Consider the following 16,813-nt stretch of genomic DNA (forward strand, 5'->3'; position numbering starts at 1 on the left):
GCCGCTGTTTCTATACTGCCCGGCATGAGCGTTCCAGAGAATTCAAGCGTCGCGCCGACGCATCGTGTGCGTGTGCTGCACTTCGTGACCGGTGGGTTTTCCGGTGCCACCCAAGTGGCCGTTGATTTGTGCTTGGCCTCGCTGGCCGGCTCGCGCATCGAGCCCATGCTGGTGCTGCGCCGCAAACGCAATACCGATGCCGCCCGCGTGCAGGCGCTGCGCGAGCGCGGCTTGCGGGTGGTGGTGCTGCCGGGCTGGTCGCATCTGGCCACGATCTGGGCTTTGCGACGCTTGTGTGTGGAGTGGCGGCCTGCCGTGTTGATGGCGCATGGCTTCCCCGAGCATTTGATCGGCCGCTGGGCCGGGCTGTGGGCCAAGGTGCCGGCATTAGCGCAGGTGGAGCACAACAGCCGCGAACGCTACAGCGTCTGGCGTGCCGCGCAGTCGCGCTGGCTGAGCCGCTACACGGCCAAGCTGGTGGGCGTATCCGAAGGCGTGCGGCGGCGCCTGGTGCAGATGGGCTTGCCTGAGGCCAAGACCCTGGCCATTCCCAATGGCGTCAAGCTGGAGCGCTTTGAGGCCGCTGCGCAGCAAGACTTTACGCAACGCGCGCCGGGGTTGGTGATGTCGGCCCGCTTTGCGCGCCAGAAGGACCATCTCACCTTGATTCGCGCTTTGCACCTGCTGGGCCAGCAAGGCCTGCGCCCCAAGCTCTTTCTGGCTGGCGCGGGCAAGGCCAGCTACCGGCAGGCCGCAGAGCGGCTGGTAAGCGAGTTGGGCCTGGGCGCCCAGGTGGAATTTCTTGGCCATTACGCGCAGATGCCGCAGCTGCTGATGAGCCAGCAGATATGCGTGCTATCCACCCATTACGAGGGCATGCCCTTGGCCTTGGTGGAGGGCATGGCGGCCGGCTGTGCCTGCGTGGCCAGCCTGGTGCCGGGGGTAGAGGGCTTGTTGGACGCCGAGAGAACCGGCTTGCTGGTGCCCGAAGGCGATGCTGCGGCTTTGGCTGAGGCTTTGGCGCGTTTGCTACGCGATCCGCGGTTCGCCGCCGCCTTGGGCGCGGCAGCGCGCGAGCAGGCTCTTCGTGAACATGGCGTGGCCTTGATGACCCAGCGCTACGAGGACTTGTTGCTCTCGCTCTAAGCCGCGTGGCGCAGGCACAGCCAGAACTGCAGGGCGCGCAGCACCATGCCACGGCGCAGATAGGCTTGCAGCAGTTGGTCTGTCGTCAGCGGCGAAGAGAGGCGCCACTCCTGAATAAATCGCTTCAGGTCGCCTGCGGCATCGCTGTTGGCATCGGTGTTGCCGAGCGCCCGCCGCCGCTTGCAGGCCCGCAACAAGGTGCGGGCACTGAAATGGGCCACTTCAAACTCGGTTTGTGCATGGAAGGGTGTGCCGCTCGCCTTCATAGCTGCGCCGTAACCCAGCAGGGCCTGCATCCAGTCATCGATGCGGGCTGCCGACAAATTAGCCAGCGCGCTGCCGGGACGTTGGCGATAGCCGACCCAGACCTCGGGCACGTGGTGGTAGCTGTTGACCTGCAAAGCCAGGCGCGGCAACACGGCCAGATCTTCGAAGATGCGGCCCAGGGGGAAACGCAGCTCGGCCGGCCAGATGGCGCGGCGGATGATCTTGGACCAGGGGTGCAGTTGCCCCGCCTTGAACAGGCCCTGAATCAAGGGATTCCGGTCATGGCACAAATGGCCTGTGCTGCCGGCTTGGTCCTCAAAAGTGCTGACATGGGCCAGGCGCGGCTTGCGTACGCGGCCGCTCTCATCCTCGAAGGCGCGAAAGTCACACATGATCAGATCCGGCCCCTCGGCCTCAATCAAGGCCTTGAGCTTGGGGATCACGCCGGGCTCGACCAAATCGTCCGGGTCAATGAACCAGAGGTAGTCGCCACGCGCTTCGTCGAGCAAGCGGTTGCGAGCCGCGCTGACCCCTTGGTTATGGCTTTGCGTCAGCACGCGCACGTGGCGCGGGTGGGCTTGTTGGAGTTGGGCCAGCAAGGCGCCCGAGCCATCGGGTGAGGCGTCGTCCACGAAAACCAGCTCCACACCGGCATCGGCCTGCTGAAGAATCGAGTCAGCGCAGGCCAGCAGATAGGCTTCGACCCGGTAGACCGGCAGCAGAATGCTGAGCCAGGGCGTGGGCGTTTGACCCATCAGCGCTGCAGCAGTTTGGCCAGTGCGCTGCCTGGCAAGACCTGACCCTTGGCCACGCCGCGCTCAAAGACGCGCCGGTCGCCGCCACGCAGCTTGATCAACACCGGCAGGCGGTTGGGGCAGGGCGTCCAGGCCAGACGCGCAAACAAATGCCGCTTGCGCCAGCCCAGGGCCTTGTGAAAGGCGAAGGCGGAGTCTTCCGCGCGGGTCAGGGCGAGGCGATAGGCCTGTTCACCCGCATCCAGAATCACGGCGGCAGCCACATGCATGATGAGGTATTGCTGGTCCTTGGGGCCCAGACCCTGAACCACGCGGGCGAGCTTGCCTTGCTCTCGCAAGCGGTCCAGATAGGCCGCTTCGCCCAAGCTGATGGCCAGTTCGAACTCTGCGGCCAGCGCGCTGACAAACGGGCTCTCGGGCGGGGCCGCCATGAACCAGTTTTCAACGATGGGCTGATCGGGCCGGGTCGTGAAGCGGTCAATATAAAAACCGACGAATTCGGCCTTGTGCTCGCGCTGGGCTTGATGCACCCAGTCCAGGCTTTGACACAGCAAGATCGAGGCATCGACCCACAGGCCACCATGGAGCGCCAGCAATTGCAGGCGCAGCCAATCGGCCTGGCGGTAATGCGGCAGGGCATCAAGCCGGCTCAGTAGGTCGCCGTCCTCGTCCTTCAGCCACTGGCGGAAATTGCCCTGGTGCAGCAGGCGCAATTCATGGTCGGGTGCAAAGCGGCGCCAATTGGCTTGGCATTGCTGAATGAAGGCCGGCGGTGGACTTTCATGCCAATAGGCCCAGATGATTTTGGGGATGGCGGCAGGTGCTTGCTGCGGGACCTTGCCGATGGCTACTTGTTGCGCATTCGCCGGCACCCGGGCGCGCAAGACCCGCAACACTTCCCAGCCCAATACCAGCAGCAACACGGCCGCAAGCAGTTGCAGCACGCCCAGCAGAACTGCCCAGACCGTCATACCAACACGCCTTCTACTTTCACTCGCACCAGTGCTGGGCGATCCAGGGCGCCGGGCGCGCATGGCGCCAGTTGCCGTTGTTACGGCCGGCCAGGGCATCGGGCGGGTTCATCACGCCGTGGAAGATCAGGATGCGCGCGCCCTTGGGGATGAAGGGCTCGCGCCAGTAACTGGTCGGCCAGACGGGTAAGCAGTGGTATTTGTAGCTGGCGCACCAGCTGGACTCCCAGTACTTCACCTTGCCTTGCTTGTGCAAGACATCGGTCAAAAAGGCCTGCTCGTTGCGGAAATCGGCCTTGGCCTGGGCTTGGTTGGCGCAAAACTGCGTCAGCACGTCATCGTGCGCGCCCAGCTCGAAGCGGTAGACCGAGGAATTGCCGGTGATGCGCCAAGGGCGCTTCCAGTCGTGAATGATCAAAAACTCGCCCGGCACTTCAAAGAAGGGCGTGATGTCGTCCACGATCACCACATCCAAGTCCAGGAACAAGGCCGTGCCTTGCAGGCCGTAGCGCTGGCCCAGGTCGGGGCTGAAGGTGGTCAGCTTTTTCCAGCCCCGCTCGGGCTCACCGTTAGGCAAGGTCAGTTCGGGGATGGGGAAGCACTGCACCTCGGCGCGGATGCCTTCGGTGCGGTCGGTCAGGCAGACGAATTTGAATTCGCCCACGAGGTGCCGGCGCACCATGGCGTAGAGCCGGTTCACATATTCGGGGCCGTACTTGGTGCCCCATTTCATGCAGAGGATGACTCGTGTAGCGCTCATTTCAATCTTTCGCGGAACTCATGTCCAAGCCAAGTAGGGGCCGCAGAACCGGCTTTGCCGGGCTGCTGGCGCCGCCCCCTTGAGGGGGACGCGCGGTAGCGCTTCGGGGGTGGGTCATAGTTCTTCGACGTGACGGGGCGGATAGGTGTCCCAGTTCAAACAACCGGGGCATTGCCAGAAATAGTGCTGGGCTTCAAAGCCACAGGCAGCGCAGCGATAGCGTTGCAGCGGGCGGGCGGCGCGGTCCAGGGCCACGCCGACCAGGGGCGCTTCCTCTTCGCTGAGCTTGGAGGCGCTGACAGCCAGCAGGCTGCGCGCTGCGCTCAAGCTGGGCTGCTCGCGCAAGTGTTCGGTGAGGCGCTGGCGTTGCTGTGCGGCGGCGGGCTCGAGCTTGGCGATGGCGCCCAGCAGATGTAAGCCCGGCGTGCGCTGGTATTGGGCGCTGAGGGTGGCCAACGCGCGTTCAGCGCTGCCGCTGCCGCAAGCCAAGGCAGCCTCGGCGTAATCCTTGGCGACCAGATTGAAGGCCTCGGGGTTCAAGGCCAGCAGCTCGGCGTAAGCGGCCATGGCGGCTTCGGCATGGCCGCGGCGGGCCAGCATTTGGCCGGTCAACACATGGGCACGGGCGGCTTGGGGCGCAGCCTTGCGGGCCTCTTGCAGCAGACCCTTGGCTTCGTCGATCTGCTCACGCGCCAGCGCTTCCAGCGCCAGTTCGCACAAATAGTGGGCGATGCGGGTGGCAAAAGATGCCGTACCGGCTTGCTCCAAATGTCGTGCGACCTCGACCGCCTTGCGCCATTCGCGCGAGCGCTCAAACAGGCTCAGCAAAGCCAGTTCCGCCTCGTTCTCGAAAGCGCTGCCGCGCAGTGCAGCATAGGCTTCCTCGGCACGGTCAAACAGGCCGGCTTTGAAGAAGTCTTGCGCCAGTGCATGTTGGGCGCGATCGCGCTCGGCGCGCGGCAGATCGCCGCGGGCCAGTAGATGTTGGTGCACCCGCACGGCGCGCTCATATTCGCCGCGGCGGCGAAACAGATTGCCTAGCGCGAAGTGCAGTTCGGAGGTGTCGGGGTCGTTCTGGACGGCTTCAATGAAAGCGTCGATGGCTTTGTCCTGCTGCTCGTTGAGCAACAGGTTCAGTCCTTTGAAATAGGCTTTGGGGGCATCGCGCTGTTCGCGCTTCCACTGGCGGGCATCGAGCTTAGAGGCTAACCAGCCCAGCGCAAACGCCGCCGGCAGCGCGAACAGCAGCCAGCGCAGGTCAAATTCCATCGTGGATCGCGGTAGGGGGCAGGGGATCGGTGGCGGTTGGCGTGGCCGCCGCGTTGTCTTCAAGCGGCGCGCGTTTGGCAACCCGGCGGTGATGCCACCAGGCCGGCACCATGGCCAGTACGCCAAAGCCGCAGCCCAGACCGAAGGCCGTCAGCACGATGATGACCAAGGGGGCATGCCACTCATGGCCAAAGAACCAACGCACCACGACTTCGTGGCTGTTGTTCAGCGCGAAGGCGAAGAGCGTGAAGAAGAGGAAGGCTCTGAAAAGCCAGATGAAGATGCGCATGGAGTAGGCATTCTACGGGTGCCGCGGCACACCTCCGCGCAAAGCCTCTGTCGGCGCTGATCCGACTTTAAGGCGCGCTGGCTTCGAGCGAGCTTTTGGCGTCCACGCCTTCACGCAAGGCTTTGCCGGGCTTGAAGTGAGGCACCAGTTTTTCAGGGATCAAGACCTGTTCGCCGCTGCGTGGATTGCGGCCCTTGCGCGGCGGGCGGCGATTGACGGTGAAGCTGCCAAAGCCGCGAATTTCGATGCGATGGCCGCGCGCCAGGGCGTCGGACATGGCGTCCAGAATCGTCTTGACGGCAAATTCGGTGTCGCGCTGGGCCAATTGGCCAAAGCGCTCTGACAGCAGAGCAACCAAGTCGGAGCGAGTCATTGTGGTGTTGTCTGAAACGGTCGATGGAGGGTCCGAGGACTTGCGCAAGAAATCAATGGCAGAAGCTCTTGCGCAAAACCTGGGGCTACAGGATTGAAAAGGGCTCGCACTTGGAAGTGACGAGCCCTTTTTTGAGCGAGGCGAGATTAGCACAGCGCACTGATCTCACCCTTGCTTGCCCGGCTCAAACGCGCGTATCGCGTTTGAGCCTTCGACAGGCATAAATCCCTTCCGGGATTTATGTCCGGTCTCAGCCTTGGTTGTCCAGCTTGGCGCGCAGCAGGGCGCCCAGGCTGGTCGTGCCGGCGCTTTCGCGCTCAGCAGTGGCGCTCAGGCGCTGCATGGCTTCTTGGTTGTCGGCGTTGTCCTTGGCCTTGATCGACAGTTGAATGTTGCGGGTCTTGCGATCCACATTCACGATCAGGGCGGAGACTTCGTCGCCTTCCTTCAGCACATTGCGTGCGTCTTCAACGCGGTCACGGCTGATTTCGGAAGCGCGCAGGTAGCCCAGCACTTCGTCGGCCAGTTCGATCTCGGCGCCACGAGCGTCAACAGTCTTGACCTTGCCGGTCACCGTCATGCCGCGGTCATTGACCGTGGTGTAGGTGGTGAACGGGTCGCTGTCCAGCTGCTTGATGCCCAGGGAGATGCGCTCGCGCTCGACGTCCACAGCCAGAACCAGGGCTTCGACTTCTTGGCCCTTCTTGAAGTTGCGCACAGCAGCTTCGCCGGTTTCGTTCCACGACAGGTCGGACAGGTGCACCAGGCCGTCGATGCCTTGAGCCAGGCCAACGAACACGCCGAAGTCGGTGATCGACTTGACGGGGCCCTTGACGCGGTCGCCGCGCTTGACGGTTTCAGCGAAATCTTCCCAAGGATTGGCCTTGCACTGCTTCATGCCCAGGGAGATGCGACGCTTGTCTTCGTCGATTTCCAGGACCATGACTTCGACTTCGTCGCCCAGGGTGACCAGCTTGGAAGGAGCAACGTTCTTGTTGGTCCAGTCCATTTCGGACACGTGCACCAGACCTTCGATGCCCGGCTCGATTTCAACGAATGCGCCGTAGTCAGCGATGTTGGTGATCTTGCCGAACAGGCGGGTGCTGGTGGGGTAACGACGAGCAACGCCGAACCAAGGATCGTCGCCCAGCTGCTTCAGACCCAGCGAAACGCGGTTCTTCTCAGCATCGAACTTCAGGATCTTGGCGGTCAGTTCCTGACCAACCGTGACCACTTCGCTCGGGTGACGGACACGGCGCCATGCCATGTCGGTGATGTGCAGCAGGCCGTCGATACCGCCCAGGTCCACGAACGCACCGTATTCGGTGATGTTCTTGACCACGCCTTGAACGATGGCGCCTTCGGCCAGCGTTTCCAGCAGCTTGGCGCGCTCTTCGCCCATCGAAGCTTCAACCACAGCACGACGCGACAACACGACGTTGTTGCGCTTGCGGTCCAGCTTGATGACCTTGAACTCCATGGTCTTGCCTTCGTACGGGCTCATGTCCTTGACCGGACGTGTGTCCAGCAGGGAACCCGGCAGGAAAGCGCGGATGCCATTGACCAGAACGGTCAGGCCGCCCTTGACCTTGCCCGACACGGTACCGGTCACGAAGTCGCCCGACTCCAGTGCGGTTTCCAGCGACAGCCACGAGGCCAGACGCTTGGCCTTGTCGCGCGACAGGATGGTGTCGCCGTAGCCGTTTTCGATGGCGTCGATCGCCACGGAAACGAAGTCGCCGATTTGAACTTCCAGCTCGCCCTGGTCGTTCTTGAATTCTTCGATTGGCACGTAGGCTTCAGACTTGAGGCCGGCGTTCACAACCACAAAGCTGTGCTCAACGCGCACGACTTCGGCCGAGATCACTTCACCGGCGCGCAGGTCGGAGCGCTGCAGCGACTCCTCGAACATGGCGGCAAAAGAGTCAGGAGCGAAAGCTGCGGTTTGGGTTTGGGACATGAGGTTTCCTGGACCTGCTGCAACAAGCGTTTGTTCGCAGGCGGTGGGTGCAAGGCCTGTGAGGGCTTTACGGGTTAGGTTGTTGACAGCGCCGGGGCACTGGAGCCCTGGCGACGTTTTGGCTTCGGTTTTTAAGGCCTTGGCCGGGTCATTTGTCGTTCAACGCTGAACGGCAAATGGCCTTTTTTGTGCCCACCAATCCAACACCAAATCGAGTGATTCCTCAATCGTTTGGGCCGAGTTGTCGAGCATTTGTGCGTCTGCGGCAGCTAGAAGAGGCGATGCGGCGCGGTTTTTATCCCGTGCGTCCCGACTCTCCAAATCTTCACGCAAGCCCACGATATTAGCCGAAAACCCCTTGGAAATCAATTGCTTATACCGCCGCTCGGCGCGCGTTGCGGCGCTGGCTGTGAGAAATACCTTGAGCTGGGCGTCAGGGAAGACGGCGGTGCCCATATCGCGCCCGTCAGCCACCAAGCCCGGCAAACGGCGGAAATTGAGCTGCAATTGGTTCAGCGCGGTGCGCACTGCCGGGTGTGCGGCTACCTGGGAGGCCATCAGTCCGGTGGCTTCGCGGCGCAGCTCGTCGGTGATGTCTTCCTCGTCCAGCCAGACGCGGCCATTCTTGAAGCTCAGATTCAGCTCACCGGCCACGGCCGCGACGGCCGCGCCATCATTGAGGTCGACCTCGCCCCGGTCAGCCGCTAGCGCGCAAGCGCGATAGAGCGAGCCGGAATCGAGAATGATGTAACCCAGGGCGTGGGCGACTTGGTCGGCGAGTGTGCCTTTGCCGGACGCAGTGGGGCCGTCGATGGTGATGACCGGGATGTCTTGCGCGCGCGCCTCGACCACCGAGAACAGGGTTTCAAAATAGTCCGGGAAGGTCTTGGCCACGCACTGCGGGTCGAGGATGCGCACCGGCACGGCGGCGTCGGGCTCACCCTGTTGCTCGCCACCTGCACCGCGCTTGAGCGCTTGCTGCGGGTCGTTTTTGATGCGCTCCGGGGCGCGATCCGCCAGCAAGCCGTTGAAGGCCGCCAAGGAGAAGCACATCGCCACGCGGTGATCGTCGTAGGTGTGGATGGCGGCAGGCTGCCATTCGCGCAGCGGGTGAACGCGTAGCCAGTCGCTGCCTTCTTCCACCTCCGCGCCCAGCTTGCGCAGCTCGGTGGCCATGGCGGCGATGCGGTCGGTTTCCTTGACCCGCCAGCTGGCGATATTGCGCAAGGTTGTCGGGCTATCCGCGTACAAGGCCATCACGGCCAGGGTCATGGCGGCGTCGGGGATGTGGTTGCAGTCCAGCTCGATGCCGCGCAGCGGCCAGGCGCCGCGCCGCACTTCCAGCCAGTTCGGCCCCATCTCAACTTGCGCGCCCATGGACTGGGCGGCTTCGACAAAGCGCACATCGCCCTGCAGGCTGGCGTGGCCCACGCCCTCGATGCGCAGCGCCTCGTCATTGGCCGCGATGGCGCCCAAAGCAACGAAGTAGGAGGCCGAGGAGGCGTCGCCCTCGACGTGAATATCACCGGGCGAGCGGTAGCGGCTGCCGGCCGGGATGGTGAAGCGTTGCCAGCCCTCGCGCTGCACCTGGATGCCGAAGCGCTCCAGCAGGGCCAGGGTGATGTGAACATAGGGCTTGGAGATCAGCTCGCCCGTCACCTCGACTACCACGGCTTGCTCGGTCGCCACCAAGGGCAGTGCCAGCAGCAGGGCGGTGAGGAATTGGCTGGACACGTCGCCGCGCACGCGCACGGGCTGATCCAGCTTGAGCGCGGAGGGGCCGCTCAGCCGCAGCGGTGGGTAGCCCTCATTGCCCAGGCAGTCGATGTGGCAGCCCAGCAGGCGCAGGGCGTCCACCAAATCACCGATGGGCCGCTCGTGCATGCGCGGCACGCCGCTGAGCTCGAAGCTGGCGCCTTGGGTTGCGGCCAGCAGGGCCAGTGCCGCGGTGAGCGGGCGCATGGCGGTGCCGGCGTTGCCGAGGAAAAGCTTGGCTTCGCGCTGGCGCAGTTGCGCGCCGATGCCGGTGACATGCAGCACGCCGTCGTGACCGGTGTCCAGCACGCAGCCCAGCTCTTTCAGCGAAGCCAGCATCACGGCGGTGTCGTCCGAATCCAGCAGGTCGTGCACGGCGGTGCGGCCTTCCGACAGGCCCGCCAGCAGCAGCACGCGGTTGGAAATGCTCTTGGAACCCGGCAAACGCACGGTGCCGGCGGCGCTGCGCAGCGGAGGGAGGTCGAGGAAAGGAGTCTTGAACATGGGCGTGAACAGTTGGGGCGCAAACCAGGTGGTTCACGTGGTTTTATCTACGGCGGTGTCGGCTGCGGCGTCTGCTGCTGGGCGGGCGGCGAAAAGCGGTGCGGAAATAGCTGGCGGCTACTTGAGCAAACGCGGCGCGCCCATTTGCCATTGCGCGCGCGCTTCGGAGATCAAACGGATGCGTGCCTCCAGCGCGGCGGCGTCGTCGGCCTTGATCAAGGCTTCCAGCGCATCCAGGGTCTGGCGAAAACGTTGGGCCTGCACCAGAACTTCGGCCTTGTTGGCCATCAAGATATCGCGCCAGACCGCCGGGTCACTGGCGGCGATGCGGGTGAAGTCGCGAAAGCCGGGGCCGGCCAGGCTCAAAAAATCGCGCCCGGAGGCCTGGGTCGCTACCGACTGGAAATAGGCGAAGGCCAGCAGATGAGGCAAATGACTGACCGCCGCAAAGGCTGCGTCGTGATTCTTGGGCGTCATCTTCAACACCTGCGCGCCGAGCTTAGACCACACATCGGTGGCTTTTTGCACTGCGAGCGGGCTGGTCTCGGGCAAGGGCGTGAGGATGACTTGTCGGCCTTGGTAAAGCGTGGCCTCGGCATGTTGAACGCCGCCGCTTTCCTTGCCGGCAATCGGGTGGGCCGGCACAAAGCTGGGCAGGCGGTCACCCAGGGCGGCGCGGGCGGCATCGCTGACATCGCACTTGGTGGAGCCGACATCCATCACCAGCATCTGCGGCGTGATCAGGTCGCGAATCGACTTCAAGGTCGCTTCGGTGGCGGACACGGGAACGGCCACCAGCACGATGTCCGAGCCGGCCACGGCCAGCAGGGCTGATTCAGCGGCAACGTCGATCACACCGAGGCGCTTGGCGGTCTCGGTGGTGGAGGGGGATTTGCTATAGCCGATGACGCGCTTGAGCAGGCCGGCCTTCTTCATCGCCAGGGCAAACGATCCGCCCATCAGGCCACAGCCAATCACGCCAAGTTGCTTGTACATACTGCTTCGGGTTTTCGGGCCTTGCTTAGGCACTTAGGCTTTCACTGGGTAAGCGCCAATGATCTTGAAGAAGGCGCACAACTCACGCAACTCCGCCAAGGCTGCCGCTACATGGGGCTGCGTCGGGTGGCCGTCCAGATCAATGTAGAAATAGTAATCCCACTGGCCGGTGCGTGCTGGGCGCGATTCCAGGCGCGTCATCGACACGCCATGGGTCTTCAGTGGCACGAGCAGATCATGCATAGCGCCAGGTCGGTTCGGCACCGAGACGATCAGGCTGGTGCAGTCGCGGCCCGTGGCCGGTGGCGTGGCCATGGTTTGCGGCAGGCAGATGACGGCGAAGCGGGTGCGGTTGTAAGCCTCGTCCTGCACCGCGTGGGCGACGATGTGCAGACCGAAAATGGTGGAGGCGCGCTCGCCGGCAATGGCCGCCCACTCGGGGTTGCTGGCTGCCAGACGGGCGCCCTCAGCATTGCTGCTGACGGCCCGGCGTTCGGCGTCGGGTAAATGTTTATTGAGCCAGTTCTGGCATTGCGCGAGGGCTTGCGGATGCGCCAGCACGGCCTTGATGCCAGCCAAGGAATTTTCCTTGCACATCAGGTTGTGGCGGATCAGCAGGCTGACTTCACCGACCACATGGGTGGGTGTGTGCAGGAACAAGTCCAGCGAGCGAGTCACCACGCCCTCGGTCATATTCTCAACGCCCACCACGCCATATTGGGCGCTGCCGCTGGCGGTGGCGTGGAAGACTTCGTCAAAGTTGGCGCAGTAAATTAGATCGGCGGCGCCGCCGAAATACTCGATCGCCGCTTGCTCGCAGAAGGTGCCCACCGGGCCCAGCACGGCGACGCGCTGTGGCGACTCGAGTGCCAGGCAGGCCGACATGATTTCGCGCCAAATGGCGGCCACATGCTCGCCTTGCAGCGGGCCGGGGTTGGCGGCCTTGATTTTCTCGATCACTTGCGCCACGCGGTCGGGGCGGAAGAAGGGCGTGCCTTCGCGGCGCTTGACCTCGCCCACCAACTCGGCCACCTTGGCGCGGCGGTTCAATACATCGAGGAGTGTCTTGTCCAGCGCGTCAATCTGATCGCGCAATGCCAGTAATTCGCTTGCTGGCGCGGCGTTCGTGCCTTCGCTGCCAGCCGGAGTGTCAGCCATGTTGTGCCTCAAAATCCTTCAGGTATGCCACCAGGGCTTGCACGCCCTCCAGTGGCATGGCGTTATAGATCGATGCACGCATGCCGCCCACCGACTTGTGGCCTTTGAGTTGCAGCAGTTGTCGTGCTTTCGCGCCATCCAGGAAGGCCGCGTTCAGCGCCGGCGTGTTGTACTCGCCGCGCAGATAAAAAGGGATGTTCATGCGTGAGCGGCAATCGGCCGCCACACGGTTCTCAAACAAATTCGAAGCGTCCAGCGCGCCGTAGAGCAGGGCGGCTTTGTCGATATTGCGCTGCTCGATGGCGGCCACGCCGGTCTTGCCGGCATAGCTAAACCGTTTGAGCCACTGGAACACCAGGCCTGCCACGTAAATCGAAAAGGTCGGCGGGGTGTTGTACATGGACTGGGCTGCGGCCACGGTCTTGAACTCAAAGGCCGAAGGGCAGATGGCCAGGGCGCGGTCCAGCAGGTCCTCGCGCACAAACACCAGGGTCAGGCCGGCAGGGCCGATATTCTTTTGCGCCCCGCCGAAGGCCAGGCCGACTTTGGACCAGTCAATCGAGCGCGAGAGCTGGTGTGACGAGCAGTCGATCACCAAGGGTGCATCGCTGCCCAACGCCTTCAGATCGGGCAGTTGGTGAAATTCGACGCCGTCGATGGTTTCATTGCTACAGATGTGCACATAGGCCGCGTTCTTGCGCAGCTGCCAACTGGCCGGTGAGGGAATGGCGCTGTACTTGGCCGGTGCACCATCGGCGGCAATGCCAACGTCGGCATAACGCCGCGCTTCCTCGGCGCTTTTTTTGGACCAGGATCCGGTGACCACCACATCGACTTCGCCGCCACGCGACAAGTTCAGCGGCACGATGGCGTTCTCCGCCAAGCCGCCGCCTTGCATGAACAGGATGTGGAAATTGCTCGGCACCTGCAGCAACTCGCGCAGATCGCGCTCTGCCGTCGCGCAGATCGCCGTGAACTCGGGGCCCCGGTGGCTCATCTCCATCACGCTCATGCCACTGCCATGCCAGTCCAGCATCTCGGCGGCCACCTGGCTCAAGACTTCTTCAGGCAGAGCGGCCGGGCCGGCGGAGAAATTGAAAGGGCGCTGGGTCATGGACTTGGGGCGAGGGCGGCAGATGAGGGGTGCTTTCGCGAATCAAGGCACCGAGCTTGGCTGGGTGCCTTGTGTCGCAAGCCTAAGCGGGCTTACTTCTTGACTGCGGGCTTGGCGGCCGAGGCCGGTGCTGACGCGGCCGGTTGGATGCCCAGTTGCTTGCCAATCGACTGCTGCAGTGTCTTGAAGCGGGTCTCCAGCGTGGGACCGGTCTCGGCCATCAGCTTGTCCATCAAAGACTTCTGCATCTCGCCGCTGGCTTGGCCGAACTTCTTGTTGACCGGCGACTCCAGCCAGTTCAGCAATTGCTTGAGCTCATCCTCGCTGAAGCGCTCGTCCAGCACTGCGCCGACGGTGGACGGGGCCAGCTTGACGGCCTTGTCGCGAATCATCGGCGTGTTGTCTTCGACGAATTTCTTGATGTCGGCCTCGATCGCCTTGGCCGTGGCCTCGCGCTTCTCGGCTGGCACTTGCTGCAAGGCCGCACCCGCGCCCTGCATCAGGTTGCCCAGTGGCTGTTGCAGCACACCACGGGCCAGCTGTTCATAACTCTGCGCTTGCAGGGACAGCAGCTTGGCGATGATTTCCTTCTTGGCCGGCGAGGCGGTCGAGGTGGCGGACTGCGCAAAGCTCAGATTGGCGCACAGAGCCAAGGCGGTGGCGGCGATGATCTTCATGGACTTGGTGGTCATGTTCAAGCTTATTCCTTGGTGGTGTCGTCGCCAGCGTCGTCGGTCGGGTTGGCTGGTTCGTTGGAGGCGTCAGCAGCGTCGCTGGCTTCAGCGGCATTGCCTTCGTTGGCGTCGTTCTCGACGATGCGCTGCAAGCCCGAGAGCTTAGAGCCATCATCCAGCGCAATCAGGGTGACGCCTTGCGTGGCGCGGCCCAGTTCACGGATTTCCGAAACACGGGTGCGCACCAGCACGCCGCGGTCGGTGATCAGCATGATCTCGTCTTCAGCGCGCACCAGGGTGGCGGCCACCACGCGACCGTTGCGCTCGGTCTGCTGGATGGCGATCATGCCCTTGGTGCCACGGCCGTGGCGGGTGTACTCGGTGATGGAGGTGCGCTTGCCATAGCCGTTTTCGGTGGCGGTCAGCACGCTTTGCGTTTCGTCCTCTGCCACCAGCATGGCGATCAGGCGCTGCTCGGGCTCGAGCATCATGCCGCGCACGCCGCGGGCGGTGCGGCCCAGCGGACGCACATCGTCTTCGTCAAAGCGCACGGCCTTGCCGCCATCGCTGAACAGCATCACGTCATGCTTGCCGTCGGTCAGCGCTGCGCCGATCAGATGGTCGCCTTCGTCCAGTGCGATGGAGATGATGCCGGCCTTGCGGGGGTTGGAGAAGTCTTCCAGCGAGGTTTTCTTGACCGTGCCGAGGGCAGTGGCCATGAAGATGAAGTGACCTTCTGGGAAGCTGCGGAACTCACCGGTCAAAGGCAGCACGACGGTGATCTTCTCGTCTTGCTGGAGCGGGAACATATTGACGATGGGCTTGCCGCGCGAATTGCGCGAACCCTGCGGCACTTCCCACACTTTCAGCCAGTAGACACGGCCGCGATTGCTGAAGCAAAGAATCCAGTCGTGGGTGTTGGCGATGAAGAGTTGGTCGACCCAGTCGTCGTCCTTGGTCTGCGTGGCTTGCTTGCCGCGGCCGCCACGTTTTTGCGCGCGGTATTCGCTCAGCGCCTGGCTCTTGATGTAGCCGGTGTGCGAGAGCGTCACCACCATATCGGTGGGCGTAATCAGGTCTTCGGTGCCTAGTTCCTGGGCGTTATGTTCAATCGCGCTGCGGCGTGCGCCGATCTTGGTCTGGCCGAATTCCTGGCGCACTTGCACCAGTTCTTCGCCAATGATGGCGGTGACGCGGGCGGGCTTGGCCAGGATGTCCAGCAAGTCGGCGATCTGCGACATCACTTCCTTGTACTCGCTGACGATCTTGTCCTGCTCCAGGCCGGTCAAGCGCTGCAAGCGCATCTGCAGGATTTCGCTGGCTTGGTCGTCAGACAGGCGATAGAGGCCGTCGGACTGCATGCCGAACACCGGCTCCAAGCCTTCGGGGCGGAAGGCATTGCGGCCGCCAGGCGTGTCGCCCTCGGCGCGCACCAGCATCTCGCGCACCAGCGAGGAATCCCAGCTCTTGGCCATCAAGGCGGCCTTGGCGACGGGCGGTGTGGGCGAGTTCTTGATGGTGGCGATGAACTCGTCGATATTGGCCATGGCCACGGCCAGGCCTTCCAGCACATGGCCGCGATCGCGCGCTTTGCGCAGCTCGAAAATCGTCCGGCGCGTGACCACTTCACGGCGATGCTCCAGGAAGACCGTGATCAGGTCTTTCAGATTGCAAAGCTTGGGCTGACCGTCGATCAGCGCCACCATATTCATGCCGAAGGTGTCTTGCAGCTGGGTCTGTTTGTACAGATTGTTCAGCACCACTTCGGGCACTTCGCCACGCTTCAACTCGATCACCACGCGCATACCGGACTTGTCGCTCTCGTCCTGGATGTGGCTGATGCCTTCGATCTTCTTTTCGTGCACCAGCTCGGCAATGCGCTCGAGCAGGGTCTTCTTGTTAACTTGATATGGAATCTCGTCAACGATGATGGCCTGGCGATTGCCGCGGTCGATGTCCTCGAAGTGGACCTTGGCGCGCATCACCACCTTGCCGCGGCCGGTGCGGTAGCCGTCACGGGCACCGGACAGGCCGTAGATGATGCCGGCGGTCGGGAAGTCTGGCGCCGGGATGATTTCCATCAACTCATCGACGGTGCAATCCGGGTTCTTCAGCGAGTGCAGGCAAGCATCCACCACCTCGTTGAGGTTGTGCGGCGGGATGTTGGTGGCCATGCCCACGGCAATGCCGGTGGAGCCGTTGATCAGCAAGTTGGGCAGTCGGGCCGGCAAGACCAGCGGCTCTTTTTCCGAGCCGTCGTAGTTGGGTCCGAAATTGACGGTTTCCTTGTCAATATCGGCCAGCATTTCGTGGGCGATTTTGGCCAAGCGGATTTCGGTATATCGCATGGCTGCAGCGTTATCGCCGTCCACCGAACCGAAATTGCCCTGACCATCAACCAACATATGGCGCAAGGAAAAATCCTGCGCCATACGCACGATGGTGTCGTAGACGGCGGTATCCCCGTGTGGGTGATATTTACCAATCACGTCGCCAACGATACGAGCCGATTTTTTATACGCCCGATTCCAATCGTTGTTCAACTCGTGCATCGCGAACAAAACGCGGCGGTGCACCGGCTTCAAGCCGTCGCGAGCATCGGGGAGTGCACGGCCAACGATCACGCTCATGGCGTAGTCGAGGTATGAGCGCCGCATTTCCTCTTCGAGGCTGATGGGCAATGTTTCCTTGGCGAACTGGGTCATGCGCTTGTGCGCGGCCGCACCCATCAGGTGAGCCTGCATCGTTAGAGACGGAAGCCGTGATTCTAAAGGCCTGCGGCTGTAGCAGGATCGCAACAATATTGCCAACTCTGCGGTTCG

The 16,813-nt window shown here is 63.0% G+C and carries 14 protein-coding genes; 1 reads left to right on the forward strand and 13 read right to left on the reverse strand.

The features are described 5' to 3' along the window. Positions 1-24 precede the first annotated feature (24 nt). Entirely contained in the window at positions 25-1,146 is a 1,122-nt protein-coding gene (locus tag AABB87_RS08155; RefSeq protein ID WP_341970776.1) for a glycosyltransferase, read from the forward strand. Here the strand turns inward: AABB87_RS08155 and AABB87_RS08160 are convergent. From AABB87_RS08160 to gyrA, 13 genes are all read right to left on the reverse strand, one after another. Further along, positions 1,143-2,168, reverse strand: a complete 1,026-nt coding sequence (locus AABB87_RS08160) for a glycosyltransferase family 2 protein (RefSeq protein WP_341970777.1) — start codon at positions 2,166-2,168, stop codon at positions 1,143-1,145. The two genes, AABB87_RS08155 and AABB87_RS08160, sit on opposite strands and share 4 nt — an antisense overlap. Further along, a complete protein-coding gene (locus AABB87_RS08165; RefSeq protein ID WP_341970778.1) occupies positions 2,168-3,139 on the reverse strand; it encodes a glycosyltransferase family 32 protein in 972 nt (323 codons plus the stop codon). Before AABB87_RS08165 ends, AABB87_RS08160 begins: the two co-directional genes overlap by 1 nt. 19 nt (positions 3,140-3,158) lie before the next feature. Continuing rightward, a complete protein-coding gene (locus AABB87_RS08170) occupies positions 3,159-3,899 on the reverse strand; it encodes a hypothetical protein (protein ID WP_058719246.1) in 741 nt (246 codons plus the stop codon). 114 nt (positions 3,900-4,013) lie between these two features. Further along, positions 4,014-5,168: a lipopolysaccharide assembly protein LapB gene (lapB, locus tag AABB87_RS08175; protein WP_341970779.1), complete on the reverse strand. Its 1,155-nt coding sequence runs from the start codon at positions 5,166-5,168 to the stop codon at positions 4,014-4,016. Continuing rightward, positions 5,158-5,457 carry a LapA family protein gene (locus tag AABB87_RS08180; RefSeq protein WP_341970780.1) on the reverse strand — a complete coding sequence of 100 codons (300 nt, stop codon included), beginning with the start codon at positions 5,455-5,457 and terminating at the stop codon, positions 5,158-5,160. Before AABB87_RS08180 ends, lapB begins: the two co-directional genes overlap by 11 nt. Before the next feature lie 67 nt (positions 5,458-5,524). Next, positions 5,525-5,830, reverse strand: a complete 306-nt coding sequence (locus AABB87_RS08185) for an integration host factor subunit beta (protein WP_341970781.1) — start codon at positions 5,828-5,830, stop codon at positions 5,525-5,527. Between the two features lie 250 nt (positions 5,831-6,080). Next, a complete protein-coding gene (gene rpsA / locus AABB87_RS08190) occupies positions 6,081-7,790 on the reverse strand; it encodes a 30S ribosomal protein S1 (RefSeq protein ID WP_058719250.1) in 1,710 nt (569 codons plus the stop codon). A gap of 159 nt (positions 7,791-7,949) precedes the next feature. Next, complete coding sequence (gene aroA / locus AABB87_RS08195) at positions 7,950-10,049, reverse strand: 3-phosphoshikimate 1-carboxyvinyltransferase (RefSeq protein WP_341970782.1); 2,100 nt, start codon at positions 10,047-10,049, stop codon at positions 7,950-7,952. A 117-nt stretch (positions 10,050-10,166) separates the two neighbouring features. Beyond that, positions 10,167-11,045 (reverse strand): prephenate dehydrogenase, encoded by an 879-nt coding sequence (locus AABB87_RS08200; protein WP_341970783.1) that lies wholly within the window; start codon positions 11,043-11,045, stop codon positions 10,167-10,169. A gap of 33 nt (positions 11,046-11,078) precedes the next feature. Next, complete coding sequence (pheA, locus tag AABB87_RS08205; RefSeq protein ID WP_058719253.1) at positions 11,079-12,203, reverse strand: prephenate dehydratase; 1,125 nt, start codon at positions 12,201-12,203, stop codon at positions 11,079-11,081. Then, entirely contained in the window at positions 12,196-13,317 is a 1,122-nt protein-coding gene (gene serC, locus AABB87_RS08210) for a 3-phosphoserine/phosphohydroxythreonine transaminase (protein ID WP_341970784.1), read from the reverse strand. Before serC ends, pheA begins: the two co-directional genes overlap by 8 nt. A gap of 92 nt (positions 13,318-13,409) precedes the next feature. Then, on the reverse strand, positions 13,410-14,009 hold the full coding sequence (locus AABB87_RS08215) for a DUF2059 domain-containing protein (protein ID WP_082679816.1): 600 nt from the start codon (positions 14,007-14,009) through the stop codon (positions 13,410-13,412). A gap of 8 nt (positions 14,010-14,017) precedes the next feature. Further along, positions 14,018-16,696: a DNA gyrase subunit A gene (gene gyrA, locus AABB87_RS08220; protein WP_341970961.1), complete on the reverse strand. Its 2,679-nt coding sequence runs from the start codon at positions 16,694-16,696 to the stop codon at positions 14,018-14,020. Positions 16,697-16,813 lie beyond the last annotated feature (117 nt).

Source organism: Roseateles sp. PN1, assembly GCF_038419725.1.
In the GTDB taxonomy this organism is placed as follows: Bacteria; Pseudomonadota; Gammaproteobacteria; order Burkholderiales; family Burkholderiaceae_C; genus Paucibacter_A.

What these genes read in the sequence shown, in the direction of transcription:
- AABB87_RS08155 (WP_341970776.1), top strand. Translation starts at nt 25, where the DNA reads ATGAGCGTTCCAGAGAATTCAAGCGTCGCGCCGACGCATCGTGTGCGT.
- AABB87_RS08160 (WP_341970777.1), bottom strand. Translation starts at nt 2,168, where the DNA reads ATGGGTCAAACGCCCACGCCCTGGCTCAGCATTCTGCTGCCGGTCTAC.
- AABB87_RS08165 (WP_341970778.1), bottom strand. Translation starts at nt 3,139, where the DNA reads ATGACGGTCTGGGCAGTTCTGCTGGGCGTGCTGCAACTGCTTGCGGCC.
- AABB87_RS08170 (WP_058719246.1), bottom strand. Translation starts at nt 3,899, where the DNA reads ATGAGCGCTACACGAGTCATCCTCTGCATGAAATGGGGCACCAAGTAC.
- lapB (WP_341970779.1), bottom strand. Translation starts at nt 5,168, where the DNA reads ATGGAATTTGACCTGCGCTGGCTGCTGTTCGCGCTGCCGGCGGCGTTT.
- AABB87_RS08180 (WP_341970780.1), bottom strand. Translation starts at nt 5,457, where the DNA reads ATGCGCATCTTCATCTGGCTTTTCAGAGCCTTCCTCTTCTTCACGCTC.
- AABB87_RS08185 (WP_341970781.1), bottom strand. Translation starts at nt 5,830, where the DNA reads ATGACTCGCTCCGACTTGGTTGCTCTGCTGTCAGAGCGCTTTGGCCAA.
- rpsA (WP_058719250.1), bottom strand. Translation starts at nt 7,790, where the DNA reads ATGTCCCAAACCCAAACCGCAGCTTTCGCTCCTGACTCTTTTGCCGCC.
- aroA (WP_341970782.1), bottom strand. Translation starts at nt 10,049, where the DNA reads ATGTTCAAGACTCCTTTCCTCGACCTCCCTCCGCTGCGCAGCGCCGCC.
- AABB87_RS08200 (WP_341970783.1), bottom strand. Translation starts at nt 11,045, where the DNA reads ATGTACAAGCAACTTGGCGTGATTGGCTGTGGCCTGATGGGCGGATCG.
- pheA (WP_058719253.1), bottom strand. Translation starts at nt 12,203, where the DNA reads ATGGCTGACACTCCGGCTGGCAGCGAAGGCACGAACGCCGCGCCAGCA.
- serC (WP_341970784.1), bottom strand. Translation starts at nt 13,317, where the DNA reads ATGACCCAGCGCCCTTTCAATTTCTCCGCCGGCCCGGCCGCTCTGCCT.
- AABB87_RS08215 (WP_082679816.1), bottom strand. Translation starts at nt 14,009, where the DNA reads ATGACCACCAAGTCCATGAAGATCATCGCCGCCACCGCCTTGGCTCTG.
- gyrA (WP_341970961.1), bottom strand. Translation starts at nt 16,696, where the DNA reads ATGACCCAGTTCGCCAAGGAAACATTGCCCATCAGCCTCGAAGAGGAA.